Source organism: Caballeronia sp. SBC1, assembly GCF_011493005.1.
In the GTDB taxonomy this organism is placed as follows: domain Bacteria; phylum Pseudomonadota; class Gammaproteobacteria; order Burkholderiales; family Burkholderiaceae; genus Caballeronia.
On sequence record NZ_CP049156.1, the window covers coordinates 499,197 to 517,417 of the forward strand.

General features: G+C 60.3%; 19 protein-coding genes. 4 read left to right on the forward strand and 15 right to left on the reverse strand.

Annotation, left to right across the window (positions count from 1 at the left end; translation table 11 throughout):
• Window positions 1–35 precede the first annotated feature (35 nt).
• A complete protein-coding gene (gene erpA, locus SBC1_RS02210) occupies window positions 36–401 on the forward strand; it encodes an iron-sulfur cluster insertion protein ErpA (RefSeq protein ID WP_031357523.1) in 366 nt (121 codons plus the stop codon).
• Between the two features lie 278 nt (window positions 402–679).
• Here erpA and SBC1_RS02215 read toward each other — a convergent pair whose 3' ends face one another.
• A complete protein-coding gene (locus SBC1_RS02215) occupies window positions 680–1,813 on the reverse strand; it encodes an anhydro-N-acetylmuramic acid kinase (protein WP_165093021.1) in 1,134 nt (377 codons plus the stop codon).
• Between the two features lie 416 nt (window positions 1,814–2,229).
• On the opposite strand from SBC1_RS02215, the gene tyrS reads away from it, so the two are divergent.
• The 3 genes from tyrS (at window position 2,230) to SBC1_RS02230 (ending at window position 4,679) form a co-directional block, all read left to right on the forward strand.
• Window positions 2,230–3,486, forward strand: a complete 1,257-nt coding sequence (tyrS, locus tag SBC1_RS02220; protein ID WP_165086182.1) for a tyrosine--tRNA ligase — start codon at window positions 2,230–2,232, stop codon at window positions 3,484–3,486.
• 4 nt (window positions 3,487–3,490) lie between these two features.
• A complete protein-coding gene (dtd, locus tag SBC1_RS02225) occupies window positions 3,491–3,949 on the forward strand; it encodes a D-aminoacyl-tRNA deacylase (RefSeq protein WP_165086190.1) in 459 nt (152 codons plus the stop codon).
• Between the two features lie 67 nt (window positions 3,950–4,016).
• Window positions 4,017–4,679 (forward strand): histidine phosphatase family protein, encoded by a 663-nt coding sequence (locus tag SBC1_RS02230; RefSeq protein WP_165086208.1) that lies wholly within the window; start codon window positions 4,017–4,019, stop codon window positions 4,677–4,679.
• On the opposite strand, the gene SBC1_RS02235 is transcribed toward SBC1_RS02230, so the two are convergent.
• From SBC1_RS02235 to SBC1_RS02300, 14 genes are all read right to left on the reverse strand, one after another.
• Window positions 4,676–5,611: an oxygenase MpaB family protein gene (locus SBC1_RS02235; protein ID WP_165086240.1), complete on the reverse strand. Its 936-nt coding sequence runs from the start codon at window positions 5,609–5,611 to the stop codon at window positions 4,676–4,678. The genes SBC1_RS02230 and SBC1_RS02235 overlap by 4 nt on opposite strands.
• A gap of 56 nt (window positions 5,612–5,667) precedes the next feature.
• Window positions 5,668–6,732 carry a Holliday junction branch migration DNA helicase RuvB gene (ruvB, locus tag SBC1_RS02240; RefSeq protein WP_165086242.1) on the reverse strand — a complete coding sequence of 355 codons (1,065 nt, stop codon included), beginning with the start codon at window positions 6,730–6,732 and terminating at the stop codon, window positions 5,668–5,670.
• A 145-nt stretch (window positions 6,733–6,877) separates the two neighbouring features.
• A complete protein-coding gene (gene ruvA, locus SBC1_RS02245; protein WP_165086249.1) occupies window positions 6,878–7,468 on the reverse strand; it encodes a Holliday junction branch migration protein RuvA in 591 nt (196 codons plus the stop codon).
• 21 nt (window positions 7,469–7,489) lie between these two features.
• On the reverse strand, window positions 7,490–8,032 hold the full coding sequence (gene ruvC, locus SBC1_RS02250) for a crossover junction endodeoxyribonuclease RuvC (protein ID WP_031357515.1): 543 nt from the start codon (window positions 8,030–8,032) through the stop codon (window positions 7,490–7,492).
• Between the two features lie 129 nt (window positions 8,033–8,161).
• Window positions 8,162–9,727, reverse strand: coding sequence for a bifunctional phosphoribosylaminoimidazolecarboxamide formyltransferase/IMP cyclohydrolase (purH, locus tag SBC1_RS02255; RefSeq protein WP_165987124.1), 1,566 nt, complete (start codon window positions 9,725–9,727; stop codon window positions 8,162–8,164).
• Window positions 9,728–9,823: 96 nt separating this feature from the next.
• Window positions 9,824–10,057: a Fis family transcriptional regulator gene (locus SBC1_RS02260; RefSeq protein ID WP_165086260.1), complete on the reverse strand. Its 234-nt coding sequence runs from the start codon at window positions 10,055–10,057 to the stop codon at window positions 9,824–9,826.
• The gene (dusB, locus tag SBC1_RS02265; RefSeq protein WP_165086263.1) at window positions 10,054–11,166 is read right to left on the reverse strand and encodes a tRNA dihydrouridine synthase DusB; all 1,113 of its coding nucleotides are present in this window, start codon (window positions 11,164–11,166) and stop codon (window positions 10,054–10,056) included. Before dusB ends, SBC1_RS02260 begins: the two co-directional genes overlap by 4 nt.
• Window positions 11,167–11,579: 413 nt before the next feature.
• Window positions 11,580–12,815, reverse strand: a complete 1,236-nt coding sequence (locus SBC1_RS02270; RefSeq protein WP_165987126.1) for a UbiH/UbiF/VisC/COQ6 family ubiquinone biosynthesis hydroxylase — start codon at window positions 12,813–12,815, stop codon at window positions 11,580–11,582.
• Window positions 12,805–14,211 (reverse strand): aminopeptidase P N-terminal domain-containing protein, encoded by a 1,407-nt coding sequence (locus tag SBC1_RS02275; RefSeq protein ID WP_165987128.1) that lies wholly within the window; start codon window positions 14,209–14,211, stop codon window positions 12,805–12,807. Before SBC1_RS02275 ends, SBC1_RS02270 begins: the two co-directional genes overlap by 11 nt.
• A gap of 31 nt (window positions 14,212–14,242) precedes the next feature.
• Entirely contained in the window at window positions 14,243–15,571 is a 1,329-nt protein-coding gene (locus SBC1_RS02280; protein WP_165987130.1) for a class I SAM-dependent RNA methyltransferase, read from the reverse strand.
• A 172-nt stretch (window positions 15,572–15,743) separates the two neighbouring features.
• Window positions 15,744–16,034, reverse strand: a complete 291-nt coding sequence (locus tag SBC1_RS02285; protein ID WP_165987132.1) for a type II toxin-antitoxin system RelE/ParE family toxin — start codon at window positions 16,032–16,034, stop codon at window positions 15,744–15,746.
• Complete coding sequence (locus tag SBC1_RS02290; protein ID WP_165987134.1) at window positions 16,034–16,318, reverse strand: type II toxin-antitoxin system Phd/YefM family antitoxin; 285 nt, start codon at window positions 16,316–16,318, stop codon at window positions 16,034–16,036. The genes SBC1_RS02285 and SBC1_RS02290 overlap by 1 nt, the downstream gene beginning before the upstream one ends.
• A gap of 133 nt (window positions 16,319–16,451) precedes the next feature.
• Complete coding sequence (locus SBC1_RS02295; protein ID WP_165987135.1) at window positions 16,452–17,894, reverse strand: NAD(P)(+) transhydrogenase (Re/Si-specific) subunit beta; 1,443 nt, start codon at window positions 17,892–17,894, stop codon at window positions 16,452–16,454.
• The gene (locus SBC1_RS02300) at window positions 17,891–18,220 is read right to left on the reverse strand and encodes an NAD(P) transhydrogenase subunit alpha (protein ID WP_165086281.1); all 330 of its coding nucleotides are present in this window, start codon (window positions 18,218–18,220) and stop codon (window positions 17,891–17,893) included. The genes SBC1_RS02295 and SBC1_RS02300 overlap by 4 nt, the downstream gene beginning before the upstream one ends.
• Window position 18,221 lies beyond the last annotated feature (1 nt).

An 18,221-nucleotide genomic window follows, 5' to 3' on the forward strand; every position in this document is an offset into this window, starting at 1 on the left:
ACAATAGTCCCTAGAAGCTTTTTTGGAGAGTTCGAATGAACGCTGTCACCGACACCCCCACGACCGAAATGCCGTTGCCGTTTGTTTTCACCGACGCAGCAGCCGACAAGGTCAAGCAACTGATCGACGAAGAAGGCAATCCGGAACTGAAGCTGCGCGTGTTCGTGCAGGGCGGCGGCTGTTCGGGTTTCCAGTACGGCTTCACGTTTGACGAAGCCATCAACGAAGACGACACCGTGATGGACAAGGCTGGCGTCCAGCTCCTGATCGATTCGATGAGCTATCAGTACCTCGTCGGCGCTGAGATCGACTACAAAGACGATTTGAACGGCGCGCAGTTCGTGATCAAGAATCCGAACGCGACCAGCACCTGCGGTTGCGGATCGTCGTTCTCGGCGTGATTCTGATTAGTTGATTCGATTACGCTGCTGATCCGACTACGCCGCGGGATTTGCGCCGCGTAATGTAGCTTTGCAGATATAAAACGGAGTCTTCGGGCTCCGTTTTTGTTTTTTGGCCCGCGTTTACCGGGACATGTGCTTCGATGAAGAATCGAGGCCGTAACGCGAGGAGCAGGGCGTGGGCGACACGCTTGAAAGTGCTATCAGCTTCTCTTTCGCACCGATAGCCCCTCTTAGCCACTCTTCGTCGGCAACGGATTGTTGGCACCGGGCTGGCTTCATCGCGGATAAATCGCCCCTAAAACCCGTTCCCCCGCAGCGCCTGTTACCGCCGATACATTGCCCGGCTTACGGGCCACGCAGCGCATCGCAAGCCATGCGAATGCCAATGCTTCCACCTGATGTGGCGGTACGCCGAGCGCTTCCGTGGTCATTACGGGGACACCCGCCACGCCACTCTCCCCAAGCGCCTGCTGGATAGCCTGCATCAGTACCGGATTACGGGCGCCCCCACCGCACACATAGACCGCGCGGCAGTCGGAAGCATGCCGCTCGATTTCTCTTGCAACGGTGATGGCGGTCAGTGCGACAAGCGTGGCCTGCACGTCTTCGGGCGATACTTTTTCAAAACCGATGAGCTTGGCGTCGAGCCACGCGGGATTGAACAGATCTCGCCCGGTGCTTTTAGGCGGCTGCTCTTCGAAGAACGGTTCGTTGAGTAACGTGTTGAGCAACGGGCGGTGCACTTGGCCCTGTGCCGCGAAATGACCGCCTTCGTCGAAGGGGCGTTTCAGATGCCGATGCGCCCATTCGTCCAGCAATGCGTTCGCGGGTCCGCAATCGAAGCCGTGGACGCTGCCATTTGCCGAGAGAATGGTGATGTTGCTGATGCCGCCCAGATTGCAGACCACGCGCGTCTCGTCCTTACTGCCGAAAATGGTCGCGTGAAATGCCGGGACGAGCGGCGCGCCTTGACCGCCGGCGGCGACGTCGCGGCTACGGAAGTCGGCAACGATGTCGATGTTGGTCATTTCTGCGAGCAACGCGGGATTGTTGATTTGCCGTGTGTAGCCCTTTTCCGGCCTATGTCGCACCGTCTGCCCGTGTACGCCGATCGCGCGGACTTTCGAGGACGTGTAGCCGCTCATGCTTGCCAGTTCGTGACAACACACGGCGTAGCGCGTGGCTAGCGCGTTCGCTGCAAGGGCTTCGCGTTCCAGTTCGTTGTCGCCTGGGGCCTGAAGGGCAAAAAGCGCGTCGCGCAGGCCTTGCGAGAACCCGACGTGAGCCTCGCCGAGCACAACGGGCGGCTTGCCGGCGGTGAACTGGACGGCAATGCCGTCCACGCCATCCATGCTCGTACCCGACATCAACCCAAAGTACACGCCGTCCGCCATGTCGCCTGTTTCCATTGCCTCGGTCCGTCGCGCCACGTTGCTCTCCTGTTCGATGCGGGTTCACCGATCACCCTGTTCGAGCAGGGATCGACGCAATTCTGACAGCCAAAGCGGCCGCGATGGACCGATTATCCACGCATCGGCGCCACTCGTTAAGCCGCTGGCCGTTCGGCCATGTTTCATGCTCCGTTTCCGCAGCCGGGGCGTTCGAAACATGGCCAAACGGTCAACGCGCGGTCAACGCGCTGCCCACATGCGGGGAAAACGGGGCGAAGGCAGGCGACATCACGTAAAATCCGTTGCCTGAACAAGTGAATGCCGCACGTTTTTTCCGTGTCCGAACGCGACCGTCGACGAATCCGGAAGCAGCGGCTTTTGCCCGATCGGCGCCTGTTGGCGCCCCGAATAAATCACCCGAAAAAGTTGCAAGCATGACCACTGAACCGAACGACTCTCCGGCTTCGGCTGCGAAAACCTTGCCCCTGACCGACGAAGTGCAGGCGGCTCTTGCCATCGCGAAACGGGGCTGTGACGAGCTGCTGATCGAAGCCGAGTTCGCACAGAAGCTGGCTCGCAGCGCCGCGAGCGGCAAGCCGCTGCGCATCAAGCTTGGCCTGGACCCGACCGCGCCTGATATTCATATTGGCCATACGGTTGTCCTGAACAAGATGCGTCAGTTGCAGGACCTCGGCCATACGGTGATCTTCCTGATCGGCGACTTCACTTCGCTGATCGGCGATCCGTCGGGGCGTAACGCCACGCGCCCGCCGTTGACGCGCGAGCAGATCGAGTCGAACGCGAAGACCTATTTCGAGCAGGCCGCGCTCGTGCTGGATCGTGAGAAGACCGAAATGCGATACAACAGCGAATGGTCCATGCCGCTCGGTGCCGACGGCATGATCAAGCTCGCGTCGCGCTACACGGTCGCGCGGATTCTTGAGCGCGAGGATTTCACGAAGCGCTACCAGGGCGGCATGCCCATCTCAATTCATGAGTTGCTGTACCCGCTCATGCAGGGTTATGACTCGGTTGCGCTGAACGCCGATCTCGAACTCGGCGGCACGGACCAGAAGTTCAATTTGCTGGTTGGCCGCGAATTGCAAAAGCAATACGGCCAGGAGCAGCAATGCATCTTGACCATGCCGCTGCTGGAAGGGCTGGACGGCGTCGAGAAGATGTCGAAGTCGAAGCATAACTACATCGGCATCAGCGAGAAGCCTACCGACATGTTCGGCAAGCTGATGAGCATCTCCGACACACTCATGTGGCGCTACTTCGAGTTGCTGTCGTTTAGAAGTATCGAAGAGATTGCGCGTTTCAAAAGCGAAGCCGAAGGTGGTCGTAACCCGCGCGATTTCAAAGTGCTGCTCGGGCAGGAGATCGTCGCGCGTTTCCATTCGCCGGCTGGCGCGGAACGGGCGCTGGAAGACTTCAACCATCGTGCGAAAGGCGGCGTGCCGGATGAGATCCCGTCGGTGACGCTCAGCGGCGCTCCGCTCGCGATCGGGCAACTGCTGAAGCAAGCCGGGCTGGTGCCTTCGACCAGCGAGGCGCTGCGCAATATCGAGCAGGGCGGCGTGAAGATCGACGGCGCGACGGTGTCGGACAAGAGCTTGAAGATCGAGGCGGGCGAGTTTGTGGTGCAGGTTGGCAAGCGCCGCTTCGCGCGCGTCACGCTGGCAGCGTAAGCGCGTGATCGCACTCATTCAGCGTGTTTTGCGGGCCGACGTGCGCGTTGGCGACCGTGTGACGGGTGCGATCGATGCCGGCTTGCTGGCGCTCGTGTGTGCGGAGCGTGGCGATACCCCAGCAGTTGCGGACAAGCTGCTGGCGAAGATGCTGGCATATCGTGTTTTTAGCGATGCCACCGGCAAGATGAATCTGCCGGTGCGGGATATAGACGGTGCCGGGCGTGCGGGCGGCGTGCTGCTGGTGTCGCAATTCACGCTCGCCGCCGATACCTCCAGCGGGCTGCGGCCAAGCTTCACGCCGGCCGCGCCGCCAGAGGAAGGCCGCAGGCTCTTTGATTACTTTGTTGGGCAGGCGCGCGCCACGCATCCGATTGTTGAGACGGGCGAGTTCGGCGCGGACATGCAGGTGTCGCTGGTCAACGACGGGCCGGTCACGTTCTGGCTGCAAGTTCGTTCCTGAGGCCTCCGCCGAGCTTTGTCACTGCACCCGTCGTATTGGGCGCATCTTCTGGAATATCAAGCATCTCATGACCACGCAAGTCCTCTTCATCAGGCACGGCGAAACCGACTGGAATCGCATCAAGCGTATTCAGGGGCACATTGATATTCCGCTGGCTGCGAGTGGCGTGGTGCAAGCAGGGCAGCTTGCGCAGCGTCTCTTACAGGAGTCGAAGGCCGGCGCCCGGCTCGACGCGGTGTATTGCAGCGATCTGCAACGTGCTCAGCAAACCGCCAAACCGTTTGCGGACGCGCTTGGTTTGCCGCTGAACCTGAATGAAGGTTTGCGCGAGCGTTTATACGGTGACTTTCAAGCTCACAGCGGTGAAGAGATCCGCGCGAAGTATCCTGCTGAATACGCGGACTGGCAGAGCCATAACCCTGACTTCGCGCCGCCTGGCGGTGAGTCGCAACGGGCATTCTCACAACGTGTGCTGGGCGCTGTCGAGCCGATCGTGGCCGCCCATCCGGGTGGACGTATCGCATTCGTCGCTCACGGGGGCGTGCTGGACTGCGTTTATCGGTTCGTGCGTGGCTTGCCGCTCGACGTGCCGCGCGACTGGCCGCTGCTGAATTCCAGCATTAACGTGGTGGATTTTGAGAACGGTCAAATGAATGTCGTTTCTTGGGGCGATGTCGCGCATCTTTCGACCCCCGGCAGTGACGATGACCTCAAGGAAGTCCCGCGCTAATCAGGTTTCATCGCGGCGCGGCGCCGGGCTCGCTTGGACACGCCATTGTTCAATGCCCAGCGTATCAACGGCGCGATCATCTTTACACCTGGCCGCGTCCACGCGCGGCGTAGCGGCGCAAGAGCGCCGAATCCAAGCAACGATTGCGCCCAGTCAGGCAACAGGTCCACACCTGCGTTCAGGATCAGCGCGCTGGCGGGTTTCATCGCGACACTGGGCGTTGGCGCGTTCATCAGTACCTTCAGCACTTCCCGGGTACGGTCGCTTGCTTCCAACTGCGGCTGCATTGACGCCAGATACTTGTCGATCTCCGCACAACTCTTCGGCACGTTGGTTGCACCGAGCATCTCGGCTATGGTCGATGTCTCGGCGTAGTAGCGATCCTGTGCCTCAGGCGGAAGCAGCGGGTTTACATATCGCAAATGCGCCTTCAGGAAACTCGATACTTCAGCGACGTGAACCCAGGTCAGCAACGCAGGATCGCTTGCGCGATACGGCCGCCCGTCGGGAGCCGTACCCGTCACCGAGAGGTGAATTCGCTTCACACGTTCGATAAGCGCAAGCGCGTCACGCTTATTGCCGTATGTCGTACCCGCGATGAACGTGGCCGTGCGGCGCAGGCGTCCGAGAATATCGGTGCGAAAGGTGGAGTGATCCCAGACGCCCGCGAGCGCTGTTGGGTGCAGTGCCTGAAGCAAGAGGGCGCTGACGCCGCCGGTCATCATCGACGTGAAGTCGGCGTGGACTTTCCAACAAATGGCGTCGGGTCCGAACAGTCCTGGGTCGCCCGGCGGCGACGAGTAATCCAGCGATGGCCCGCTGCCGGTAGTCAGGCTCGTTACGCCGTTGGCCAGTCTGGAGCGTATTCGCTTGACCAACTGGCCGGCGAAACCGGATGAATCGTCATGGCGCGGACTTGCTTGATCGGACATCGGTTCGGCTATCGGCAATCAGTTATTAGTCTGTTGCGGCTAATACGGCTGTTGGCTCAACTGTCTGCGTTGGCGTCCCACAGTTCGCGGATCGGGCCGGCGTCAGGGGCGGCGAGGCCAAAGTGGCGATACGTTAGCAACGTGGCAACGCGTCCTCGCGGTGTGCGTTGCAAATATCCCTGCTGGATCAAATAGGGTTCAAGCACGTCTTCAATGGTGTCGCGTTCTTCACCAATAGCTGCCGCGAGATTGTCGACGCCGACTGGACCGCCATCGAATTTGTGCAAGATGGCTTCCAGCAGTTTTCGGTCCATCAAGTCGAAGCCAACCGGATCGACGTCGAGCATCTTCAACGCGGCATCCGCCACTTCGGCTGTGATGTTGCCGTCGGCCCGTACTTCGGCGTAATCTCGCACGCGCCGCAGCAGCCGGTTCGCGATTCGCGGTGTCCCGCGCGCCCGCTTCGCAATCTCCAACGCCCCTTCCGGGACGATATGCGCCTTGAGCAGCGACGCCGAGCGCGTCACGATTCGCGCGAGTTCGCTCGCGGTGTAGAACTCCAGCCGCGACACAATGCCGAAGCGATCGCGTAACGGATTGGTCAGCATGCCGGCCCGCGTGGTCGCGCCGACCAGCGTGAACGGCTGTAAATCCAGCTTGACGCTACGGGCCGCCGGACCTTCACCGATCATGATGTCGATCTGATAATCCTCGAGCGCCGGATACAGGATTTCCTCGACGACCGGCGACAGCCGATGAATTTCGTCGATGAAAAGCACGTCGTTCTTTTCGAGGTTCGTCAGTAGCGCCGCGAGATCGCCGGCGCGCTCCAGTACCGGTCCCGACGTCTGCCGCAGATTCACGCCCATCTCCCGCGCAATGATGTGCGCGAGCGTGGTCTTGCCAAGACCCGGCGGCCCGAACAACAGCACGTGATCGAGCGCTTCGGAGCGCCGCCGCGCTGCCTCGATGAAAATCTGAAGCTGATCCCGGATCTTCTCCTGCCCGACGTATTCCTCGAGATCGCGCGGCCGCAGCGCGCGCTCGAACACTTCCTCGTTCGGCGAGACGGGAGTAGCCGAAATGATGCGTTCGGCGGCGAGTTTGTCGGTTTCTATCATGCGTCGATTGTACCGCGTGGCTAAAACGCCGAAAGCTGGCCGATCGGCCGACTGTTGGCCGGATCAGCCACGTGGGAGACTGAATCCGTACCAGCCGCTACCAGAGGGCGTCGCGCTTGTGGTCGGCGCGTGAGTTGAAACGCGGTCAGCGCGTGGGTTGAAACGAGAGCGCCTTCAGGGCCAGCTTGATGCCTTCCGAGACGCCCGTGCCGGCCGGAACATTCTTGACCGACATAAGCGCTTCTTTTTCGGAGTAACCCAATGACAACAATGCATTCAGGATATCGCTCGCGTGGTCGGGGCCGCTCACCGTGCCCGCTGCCGCGCCCAGATCCGCGCCGAGCTTGCCCTTCAGTTCGAGCAACAGGCGCTCAGCCGTCTTCTTGCCAATGCCAGGCGTGCGTGTCAGACGTGCGGCGTCCTGCATCGTCACCGCCTGGGCGAGTTCCTGAACGCTCATGCCGGACAGCACGGCAAGCGCCATACGGGCCCCGATTCCGCTGATCTTCAGGAGTTCGCGGAAGGTCGTGCGCTCCTGTTGCGTACCGAAGCCGTACAGCAAATGCGCGTCTTCACGAACGATCAACTGGGTCAGCAACACAACCTTTTCGCCGCTGTTCGGGAGGTTGTAGAAGGTGCTCATGGGTACGGCTATTTCGTAGCCTACGCCGCCGCAATCAACGAGCAAGTATGGCGGATTTTTTTCCAGCAAAACGCCTGCTATGCGACCAATCATGGTGAGGAACTTGTAGTGGAGTTAGCCGACAAGACGGCCGCGCCGTACGCGCAGGCCTTTTTTTGCCAGCGATGGTGCGATCTCGCCGAGTGCCGTCATCGCGCCGCCAGCGTGCGCGTGGCAGATGGCCATGCCGAGTGCATCGGCGGCGTCGGTGCCTGGCACCCCGGTGAGCGCGAGCAAGCGCACAACCATTTGCTGCATTTGTTCTTTCGTGGCGCGGCCATAGCCCACCACGGCTTGCTTCAACTGCAACGCCGTATATTCGGCGACCGGCACGCCGCTCGCGACCAGGCCGCAAATTGCCGCGCCGCGCGCCTGGCCGAGCAGCAGCGTGGATTGCGGATTAACGTTGACGAACACTTTTTCGATCGCGGACTGGTCGGGCGCGTGTTGCCGGACAAGCGTCGAGATACCTTCGAAGATCGTGTGGAGCCGCGACGGCAGATCTGCGTCGGCGGTCTTGATGACGCCGCTGGTCACATAGGTCAGCGTTTGACCGGTCTTGTCGATGACGCCGAACCCCGTCACGCGCAGGCCCGGGTCAATACCGAGAATTCTCATGGAGTGCCGTTGGAACGTAGTGCTTGCGATACTAACAGCGCGGCGCAAAAAGTAAAAAGCCCGGTGCGCCTGCCGGCCACCGGGCTTTCTAAAGGTGAAGCGTGCTTGGTGATGTGCTTATCGCCGTGCTCAGTGACGGAAGTGTCGCGTTCCGGTCAGCACCATCGCAATGTTGTGCTCGTCCGCAGCAGCAATCACTTCGTCATCGCGCATGGAGCCACCCGGCTGGATGACGCAGGTCGCACCGGCGTTCACCACAACGTCAAGGCCATCGCGGAACGGGAAAAACGCGTCCGACGCCACAGCCGATCCGGCCAGCGACAAGCCCGCGTTCTGCGCCTTGATGCTGGCAATGCGCGCCGAATCCACGCGGCTCATCTGGCCCGCACCTACACCAATCGTCATGCCGCCGCCGCAGAACACAATGGCGTTCGACTTCACGTACTTCGCAACACGCCACGCGAACAGCAGATCGTCCATCTCCTTCGGCGTCGGATAACGTTTCGTGACCACGCGCAATTCGTGCGGCTGGACGTTCTTCGAATCCAGCGATTGGACAAGCAGGCCGCCGCCCACGCGCTTCAGGTCGAATGCGTTGTGACCGTCGCCGAGATCGATTTGCAGCAGACGCACGTTTTGTTTCGCCGCGAAAATCTGCTTGGCTGCATCGCTGAACGAAGGCGCCATCAGCACTTCCACGAACTGCTTCGCAACAGCCTGCGCCGCAGTTTCATCCACTTCACGATTGAACGCGATGATGCCGCCGAACGCGGATGTGGGATCGGTCTGGAATGCCTTCGAATACGCTTCATGCGCGTCCACGCCGATAGCCACGCCGCACGGATTCGCGTGCTTGATGATTACGCAGGCGGGCACGTCGAAGGTTTTTACGCATTCCCACGCAGCGTCAGAGTCCGCAATGTTGTTGTACGACAGTTCCTTGCCCTGCAATTGCTCGTAGTTAGCGAGCGCGCCGGCCGGCGTGGTCAGATCGCGGTAGAACGCAGCGCTTTGATGCGGGTTCTCGCCGTAACGCAGATCCTGCACCTTGGTGAACGCGAGGTTGAATGTCGACGGATAGGTGTTGCGGCTCTTGTGCTGCAACTCGTCGGTCAGGCTCGTCAGGTAATTCGTGATTGCGCCGTCGTATTGAGCTGTGTGCGCAAACACTTTGGTGGCGAGCTTGAAATTCGTTGCGTAGCTGACGGTGTTTTTAGCCGAGCGCATTTCGTCGAGGACGGTCGCGTAATCCGACGGATCGACGATCACCGTTACGTCACGATGATTCTTCGCCGCCGAACGCAGCATGGTCGGCCCGCCAATATCGATATTTTCGATCGCGTCTTCCAGCGAGCATTCTTCCTTCGATACCGTCTGCACGAACGGATACAGGTTCACCACCAGCAGGTCGATGGTCGGAATGTCGTGTTGTTCCAGCGCTGCCATGTGTTCCGGCAGATCGCGGCGCGCCAGAATGCCGCCGTGAACCTTCGGGTGCAGCGTTTTCACGCGGCCGTCGAGCATTTCCGGAAAACCGGTGTAGTCGGCGACTTCGGTGACAGGCAGACCCGCATCAGCCAGGAGTTTCGCGGTGCCGCCGGTCGAGAGCAGGCTAACGCCTAGCTCCGACAGCGATTTCGCAAATTCGACGATGCCAGACTTGTCGGAAACGGAAAGGAGCGCTTGCTTGATCATGATGGGAACGGCGGGAGCCGGTAGGGGAGTCGAGGGGAATCAGGAAATTCGAGTCGACCGCCGTACGCCGCGACGGTCCGGATTAAAACAACTGCTTTAAATGAGGCCGTGCTGTTGCAGCTTCTTGCGCAGCGTGTTGCGGTTGATGCCGAGAAACTCGGCCGCGAGCGACTGGTTGCCCTCGGCTTGCTTCAGCACAACTTCCAGCATCGGTTTTTCGACGCACGAAATCACCATCTCGTAGACGTCGTGCGGTTTGGAACCGTCCAAGTCCTGAAAATAATTGTCCAGGCTCTGGCGGACGCATTGTTCTATGTGATTTCTACTCATGCGGCTAGTCGGTCTGTGTGGTTCTGCCCGTCGCACGACTCTTCAGCTTCGTCGTTGCCGCCGCGGTCACCGTCTGCGCCGAGTTCTTCGACATAGACGAGACGGTCGGACAACGCCTTTTGGGCGTCGAAGAATTCGTTCACGGCGAGCAATTGTTCTCGTGTGGAATCCAGCGTGTTCATCCGATGTCTGAACGTGTTGGCGCCGGAAAGGCCGCGAGTGTACCAGCCGATGTGTTTGCGCGCTGTACGAACGCCCGTGAATTCGCCATAGAAATCATAGTGATCTTCGAGATGCTCATTCATCAGTTGCTGGATCTCGTCGATACGCGGCGCCGGCAAATGTTCGCCCGTTGCCAGAAAGTGTTCGATCTCGCGAAAGAGCCACGGGCGCCCCTGCGCGGCGCGACCGATCATGATCGCGTCCGCACCCGTAATGGCCAGCACGTGACGCGCTTTTTCGGGCGTGGCGATGTCGCCGTTGGCCACTACCGGAATGCGCACGGACGCTTTGACGGCGGCAATGGTCTCGTATTCCGCGTCGCCCTTGTAGAGATCAGCGCGGGTGCGGCCGTGCACGGTCAGCATGGAAATGCCCGCGTCTTGCGCAATACGCGCAATATTTAGCGCGTTTTTGTTCTCGCGGTTCCAACCCGTGCGGATCTTCAGCGTGACAGGCACGGCGTCCGGACCCACACCGACTGCGTTCACCACGGCTTGCACGATCTGCGCGACCAGCGCTTCGTTTTGCAGCAATGCCGAACCGGCCGCCACATTGCAGACTTTCTTGGCTGGGCAGCCCATGTTGATGTCGATAATCTGCGCGCCGTTCGCAACGTTGTGACGCGCGGCTTCCGCGAGCATTTTCGGATCAGCGCCGGCGATTTGTACGGAAATAGGCTCTACTTCGCCGGTGTGATTCGCGCGACGCAGCGTTTTCTCGCTTTTCCACAATTGCGCATTCGATGCAACCATTTCGGACACCGCGTAACCCGCGCCCATGCGTTTGCACAACTGCCGGAACGGGCGGTCCGTCACCCCGGCCATGGGGGCGACAAACAAGTTGTTGCGCAAAATATGGGGGCCGATGGCCGGGGGGGAAATGGGCATGAAACTCGCGGCGCTCCCAAACAAAGGGACGCAAAAGCGCTTAAGGAAACGCCTATTTTAACGCGAACGCGCTGAGTCAATTAAGTCCAATCGACGCGCAAGTTGTTAAATCTTCTATGAATATCGTGAACGTCATAGAGGAAAAGTTCAACTATGGGCAGATGAATGCAGTGCGGCGAACGCATGTTTGACCGATTGGTGCGGCAGGCTGAGGGCGAGGTTGACGCTCGTCGTGATTTGAACACGCAGACCTCACACAAGGCACGCGGAAAGCTCGTCGCACGAATCGCGCGAGTTGCCATAACGTGTCGTGTCCGAAGGTGTTCCTTCCGTGATTGACTCAGCAGAATTCACTCGCAGCGATCACGCCGCTCGTCGTACTTACTCGAAGCCACTGCGAGTATTCCGGCAGGTCAGCGCCGTTGCCCGAACATCATCTGTCGCGCCAGCACGGTTTTAACCGGCGGGACGAGTTCAAGCGCGCTCAACGCCAACCCGCGCATCGCGGCGAGTGGCGCGAAATCGACGGTGAAAAGACGTGCGAGCGTATCGGTTGCGCCAATCGTCATGCGTCGGTCCAATGCGCGCCGTTGCGCAAAAAGACTCAACGCGACCGTGGTCGGGCCGTTCGTCGATAACGCATCGCACAGCGCGTGAGCATCGCGGAGACCGAGGTTAAGCCCTTGCCCCGCAACGGGATGCAGCGTTTGTGCAGCGTTGCCGATAGCGACCGTGCGCCGGTCGACCAGCGCATTCAGCGCATTCAGCCCGAGCGGGAACATCGCGCGTCCGGTGACTCGCGTGAAGCGGCCCATGCGCTCACCGAAGGCCGAGCCGAGTTCAGCGAGGAACTCGGCATCCGGGAGTTGCGACCTGCGGGCAGCCTCTTCAGGATCACAGCACCAGACAAGCGCGTAGTCGGCCTGCCGTGCGCCGCCGGACGGCAACAACGCAATCGGACCTTCGGGCGTAAAACGTTCCCACGCCACGCCCGGCTGCGGCGACGATACGCTCACCGTCCCGACAATAGCCGTCTGGCCATAATCGCGCGTGTTCTTGACGTCGGCGGAAAGAGCGGAAGAAGGGGACGAAGCGTCCGCTTCCTTGTACAACCCGCCTTCGGCATTCACCAAAATGCGCGCGCGGATCGTGCGGTCGCCGGTGGCCGAATGGATTGAGAGCGTGACGCCCTCGTGGTCGTGCAGGGGCGTTGATGCGGTGGTTTCCATGAACCAATGCACGTTGGTTTTGCTGACCGCTTGCGCAAGCGTTGTAACAAGCGAGCCATAGCGCACGACGTAGCCGAGCGCGGGCAAACCGTGTTCATCGTGGTCGATCAGCGTGCGGCCGAACTGGCCACGTTGCGAAACGTGAATGCGTTTGATCGGCGTGGCATCGGCGGGAAAACCGAGCGACGATTCGAGCATCGCGCGGCTGCCATGCGAAACCGCGATGGCCCGCGGGTCAGCCGACGCCGCACCCGGTTCGCGTGCATCAATCAACGCCACCGACAAGCGCGACGTTGCGCTGCGTTTCGCCAGCCAGCCAGCGAGCGCGAGCCCGACCGGACCCGCGCCGACGATGGCGATATCGAAGTGATAATCGGCAGGCGGTGCATGGCCGATAGTTTCCGCAGTTTCAATTTGCATCTGGCGTTTGCGCGTCGCGCATCAAGGCTTCAATTTCGTCGGCATCGACGGGCACTGCGCGAGTCGTCAACTCGCAGCCATCGGCTGTGACAATGGCGTCATCCTCAATCCGGATGCCGATGTTCGCGTACCGTTCGGGCACATCTTCGGCTGCGCGAATGTACAAACCCGGCTCGATGGTCAGCGTCATGCCCGCCTTCAACGTGCGCCACGCGCGTGCGCCCTGGTCGTCGAGTTGCGCGTGGGCGTCGCGATAATCGCCGGCATCGTGCACGTCCATGCCTAGCCAGTGGCTTGTCCGATGCATATAAAAGCGCTGGTAAGCCTGTTCGGCGATGACATCGTCCACGGTTGCAAACTTGTTGCGGTCGATGATCCCCGTGTCCAGCAAGCCCTGCGACAACACGCGCACCGCGGCTTCGTGCGGCGCGTCGAAACTGGCGCCCGCGCGGGTTGCATCGACGGCGGCATATTGCGCGTCCAGCACGATGTCGTAGATTTCCCTTTGCGCCGATGTGAACCGTCCGCTCGCCGGAAACGTACGCGTGATGTCCGACGCGTAGCCGTCGAGTTCGCACGCGGCGTCGATCAGGATCAGGTCGCCCTCGCGCACGATCGTGTTGCCGGCAGGGTAGTGCAGCGTGCACGCATTTGCGCCGGCCGCGACGATCGTGCCGTATGCGGGCGCTTGCGCGCCGCGTCGGCGGAACGTGTAGAGCAGCTCGGCTTCGATCTCGTATTCGTGCATGCCCGGACGACAGGTTTGCATCGCGCGCCGGTGCGCTTCGGCGGAAATTATTCCCGCACGCCGCATGATCTCGAGTTCGTGCGCGTCTTTGATGAGGCGCATTTCGTCGAGCACTGGCAGCAAATCGATCGCTTTCGTGGGCGCTTTCACGCCAATCCGGCTTTGTGCCCGAACCGCCGCGAGCCAGCCGCGGACTTGCTCGTCAAGCTTGGCGGAACTGCCGAGCGCGTAGTGCAGCGCGGGTTTGTCGGCGAGAAGGCGCGGCATTTCCGTATCGAGCTGATCGATGGGAAACGCCGCGTCGAAACCCAACGCGAGGCGTGCGCCCTCAGGGCCGTATCGGAAACCTTCCCAGGTTTCACGCTCGGCGTTTTTCTCGCGGCAAAACAGGATGGCGGCGGGATCGGCGGCGTCGGCGCTGGCGTCCAAGACCAAGGTTGCTTCCGGTTCCGTGAAGCCCGTCAGGTAATAGAAGTAGCTGTCGTGGCGGAACGGGTAATCGGCGTCGCGGTTGCGCATGACTTCGCGCGCTGTCGGAATGATTGCCACGCCGCCGCCCGATTCCCGCAGCGCCGCGAGGACGCGGTCACGGCGGCTGCGATAGACGTCGATGGCTAATAAGGATTGGGCTTCAGTCGATGAGTTCATTCAGCGATTGTAGCGCCGCCTCCGCGATGCTTCACTCCCCTGCGTCGGGCGTTTGATCGGCGGCGGGTTCGGCTGCTGCCGGCCGATTCCGAACGCTGCCGGCGATCAGGTCGAAGCGGAACAGGCGGCATTCGAGCGCGCCGTTGAAGAGCGGCGTTTTCGTCGATTCACGCAATCGCAGCATGCCCGGCAGTTTTCGATCCGACGTCAGCACGTACGCGCGCCAACCTGGGAAACGCTGCTTGAGCGCGTTGCCGAACGAGATGAAGAATTCCTGATCGGCCGGATCGGGTTGAGCGCGGTGGAACGCTTCTTCATCTTCATCGCGGCCACGATTTTTCGGTTCGCGAAGCTCGCCACGCGGGCCGCGTCCACGTACTTCGATTCGTTCACCGTACGGCGGATTCGCGACCAGAATGCCGGGGGTGTCCGACGGCGGCGTCATGTGGCGGGCATCGACTTGTTTCAACGATAGCTCTGGCAAACCCGCGCGCTCCAGGTTCGCGTAGGCCTTGTCGAGCATATCGCCGGAAATGTCGCTGCCGTAAATCTGAATATCCTCACGCGATGACTGCGCGGCACGTTTGGCATCGACGGCCGCGCCTTTCAGCTTTTGCCACGCGTTCACGTCGTATTGCTTCAGCTTTTCGAAGCCGAAACTGCGGTCAACACCCGGCGCAATGTTCAGCGCGACCTGCGCTGCTTCGGCGAGGAAGGTGCCGCTGCCGCACATCGGATCGAACAGCGGTGTGCCGGGCGTCCAGCCGGTTAGGCGCAAAATTCCCGCCGCCAGGTTTTCGCGCAAGGGCGCGGCGCCCTTGTCGAGGCGCCAGCCGCGTTTGAAGAGCGGATCGCCGGAGGTATCGAGGTAGAGCGTGCATTCGTTCAGCGTAAGGAACGCGAACACGCGAACGTCCGGTTGCGCTGTGTCGACGCTTGGCCGGTTGCCCGTCAATTCGCGCAAGCGGTCGCACACGGCGTCTTTCACACGCAGGGTCGCGAATTCGAGGCTGCGCAGCGGTGATTTGATCGCGGTGATATCGACGCGAATGGTTTCATTCGGCGAGAACCACTTTTCCCATTGCTGCTGATACGCGAGTTCGTAGATGTCGTGTTCGCTGCGATACGGGCCTTGCGCCAGCTTCAGCAACACGCGGCTCGCGATGCGCGAATGCAGGTTCGCAGCCATGCCGGCGGCCCAGCTGCCGCGAAAATGCACGCCGCCGGGGACTTCCTTGCCGGTTCTGAATTGCGAGCCATCAATGTGCTTCGCTCCGATTTCGGCGAGTTCGGCGGCCAGCGGCGCCTCGAGACCGCGCGGGCAGGGGGCAAACCAGTCGAAAAGGAAAGTAGTGGCCATGGGGCGGTGCTTTTTTGGGAATTGAAGGGGGATATTGTACGCGGGGGAGGGTGCGCGAACACTTGAACGGCATGGATGCCATAGGTTCATAGTGCTCGCGAGCGAATCGGCGAGCCGTATCTTAGTCACTAGCCTTCAACAAGGGCTGGTGTTGCTAGCCGTTGATGCTCAATCATTCAACGCGGCTAGTCGCCGCATCGTAAATTTCGTTGTCCCGACGCATTCCCACCGCGATGATAAGAACCTCGATCCGATCCCCGTTCACGCGATAAACGATGCGAGTCTGACCGGTTCTCATGCGGCGGCATCCTGCGAGCTGCCCACTGAGCGTTTTACCTGCTTTGTCCGGCTCGCCATGAACGATGCGCTCTTCGATGACTTTAAGAATCGCGGCGGCTTCGACACGCCCGAGGCCGATTAAATCGCGTTTCACGGCGGGGTGATACTCAACCGTCCAAATCATCAGTCAGGTTTTCCAAAGTAAGCCAGCATGTCAGCGTGAGAAATGCTGGTTGCGTTTTCCAACGTAGCGAGCCGATCCCGCGCCAAAGCTTCAACCCTGAGATCCTCGAGTTCATTCATGATCGCCTCGTATCTTTCCGTCGGCATTAAAACGGCCGCAGGGCGATTGTCGCGAATGACCACGTAACGGTCCTGCTCACCTGAGGCGATTCGATCAAGAAGTGCCTTGGTGTTCTTTTGAAGATCGGTGGATGAGATCGCCTGGTCGGCTCGATCGAGTAACATTGTACGATTCCAGTAGGATTTAAATCGTATTATAATCCGACATCGATGAGCGTGGTGGTTTTCTTGCTCGCCTTAAAGGCAAACGCCGGTGTCTAAGAGCACACCGGCGTTCCGTTTTGCCCGGCAGCGATCCTCACTCCACCGCCTTCACCATATCCTCAATAACCTTCTTGGCATCGCCGAAAACCATCATCGTCTTGTCCATATAGAACAGTTCGTTATCTAGTCCCGCATAACCCGCCGCCATGGACCGTTTATTCACGATAATTGTCTTCGCCCGATACGCTTCCAGAATCGGCATACCCGCAATCACCGATTTCGGATCAGTCTTCGCGGCCGGGTTCACCACGTCATTCGCCCCCAGCACCAGCACCACGTCCGTCTGCTGAAACTCGCCGTTGATGTCCTCCATCTCGTGGACCAGTTCATAGTCCACTTCGGCTTCAGCCAGCAACACGTTCATATGCCCCGGCATCCGCCCAGCCACCGGGTGAATCGCGTACTTCACGTCGATGCCTTTCTCAATCAGCTTATCGGTGAGTTCCTTCAGCGCGTGTTGAGCGCGCGCCACCGCCAAGCCATACCCCGGCACGATCACTACCGTCTCCGCATTGCCGAGCATGAACGCGGCGTCATCGGCGGAACCGGATTTCACCGGACGTTGCTCTTGCGCACCGCCCGTTGCCGCCGCACCGCCTTCGTTACCAAAGCCGCCCAACAGCACGTTGAAGAACGAGCGGTTCATCGCGCGGCACATGATGTACGACAGAATCGCACCCGACGAACCAACCAGCGACCCCGCAATAATCAACATCGGGTTATTCAGCGAGAAGCCGATACCCGCCGCCGCCCAACCCGAATACGAGTTGAGCATGGACACAACCACCGGCATATCCGCGCCACCGATCGGGATGATGATCAGCACGCCGAGCGCAAATGCGATCGCCGTCATGATGACGAACGGCAGCCACGACTGCGTCAGCATGAAGATAATGCCGAAGCCAAGCATCGCGAGGGCGAGCAGCAGGTTGATCATGTGCTGGCCGGGATACACAACCGGCGCGCCCTTGAACAAGCGGAACTGATACTTGCCCGAGAGCTTGCCGAACGCGATAACCGAACCGGAAAACGTGATCGCACCCACGAACGTGCCGATAAACAACTCCACGCGATTGCCCACGGGAATCGGGTCCCCCAACGCAGCAAGACCAAACGCTGAGGGTTCCGAAACAACCGCATACGCAATACATACCGCCGCCAGACCGATCAACGAGTGCATCGCGGCGACGAGTTCCGGCATCTTCGTCATCTCGACTTTCGCCGCGACATACGCGCCAACCGAACCGCCGATCACGAGCGCGCCGAACAGCAGGCCGAGCCCCAGCGACAGATCCGATCCCAGCGCCGAAGCTTGCTTCACGATCAACGCGATGGTCGTGAGAATCGCGATCGCCATGCCGGCCATGCCGAACGTATTGCCGATGCGCGCCGTCTTCGGATTCGACAACCCTTTGAGCGCCTGGATGAAACACACCGAGGCGATGAGATACAGGAGAGTAACAACGCTCATGCTCATTGCGCGGCCCCCTTCGAAGCGTGAGTGATTTGCTTGGGCGCTTTCTTCTTGAACATTTCAAGCATTCGCCGCGTCACTAAGAACCCGCCGAACACATTCACGGCAGCCAACAAAACCGCGAGCGTGCCGAAGAACTTGCCTGCACCGCCAATCGTCAAGCCAGCCGCAAGCATCGCGCCGACAATAACAATCGCCGAAATTGCGTTGGTCACGGCCATCAAAGGCGTGTGCAAGGCGGGCGTGACGTTCCACACCACGTGATAGCCAACGTAGATCGCCAGCACGAAGATGATGAGGTTGATGACCGTGTGATTTACCAGTTCCATG